The 1,371-nt window shown below is 57.3% G+C and carries 1 protein-coding gene; it reads left to right on the forward strand.

Annotated elements, in window-relative coordinates:
• A partial coding sequence (locus TX23_RS26600) for an immunoglobulin-like domain-containing protein (RefSeq protein WP_342342580.1) occupies positions 1-1,371 on the forward strand: 1,371 nt, incomplete at both ends.

Here is a 1,371-nt window from a genome sequence, read left to right on the forward strand (position 1 = left end):
TCGACAAAGTTGATGTAGTCCTGTCCGCCACGACTACCGTCGGCGAAGGCGGCAACATCGTCTACACCGCCAGCCTTGTGGATAAAAACGGCGCGCCGGTGACTAACATCACCAACCCGCTCACCGTCACCCTGGACAACGGCCAAACCATCACCATTGGTGTGAATCAGTCCAGCGGCACTGTTTCGGTCTTGGCACCGGATGATGTGTACAAGGGCGACCAAACTGTCACCACTGCCATCAAAGGGGTGACGGGCGGCGAACATTTCGAGAACCTGGTACCGGGTACCACTGCGGTGAACACCACCGTTACGGATACACCGGGTACCAATAACACCACTACCGTGACGCTGACCGCGCCTAACGCCGTTAACGAAGGTGGTCAAATTACGTACACCGCTACGCTCTCCAACAAAGCGGGCACTGACGTCACCTTGAAGTTGGATAACGGCTCGTCGATCACCATCAAAGCCGGCGACACCGTCGGCACCGTGACCGTCCCTGCGCCGACTGATGACGTGTTCATCGACAAGAGCACCCAGACCGTCAAGATCACTGAAACCACTGGCGGCAACTTCGAGAAGTTGGAAGTTGCGGGCAACGGTGCAACCACCACGATCAACGACACCATCGACAAAGTCGATGTGGTTCTGACTGCCACCACCACCGTGGGTGAAGGCGGCAACATCGTTTACACCGCCAGCCTTGTGGATAAAAACGGCGCGCCGGTGACCAACATCACCAACCCGCTGACCGTGACCCTGGACAACGGCAAAACCATCACCATCGGTGTGAATCAGTCGAGTGGCTCCATCACCACCATCGCGCCAAACGACGTCTACAAAGGCGACCAGACCGTCACCACCGCCATCAAAGGCGTGACCGGCGGCGAGCACTTTGAAAATCTGGTACCGGGTACCACGGCGGTGAACACCACCGTTACCGATACCCCCGGCACCGACAACACCACAACTGTCACACTGACTGCACCAAGTGCCGTTAACGAAGGTGGCCAGATCACTTACACCGCCACCTTGAGCAACAAGGCCGGTACTGACGTCACGTTGAAGTTGGATAACGGTTCGTCGATCACCATCAAGGCCGGCGACACCGTCGGCACCGTGACCGTGCCTGCACCGACTGATGACGTGTTCATCGATAAGAGCACTCAGACCGTCAAGATCACTGACGCTTCTGGCGGCAACTTCGAGAAGTTGGAAGTTGCTGGGAACGGCGCAACCACCACGATCAATGACACCATCGACAAAGTTGATGTAGTCCTGTCCGCCACGACTACCGTCGGCGAAGGCGGCAACATCGTCTACACCGCCAGCCTTGTGGATAAAAACGGCGCGCCGGTGACTAACATCA

The organism is Pseudomonas paralactis (genome assembly GCF_001439735.1).
In the GTDB taxonomy this organism is placed as follows: Bacteria; Pseudomonadota; Gammaproteobacteria; order Pseudomonadales; family Pseudomonadaceae; genus Aquipseudomonas; species Aquipseudomonas paralactis.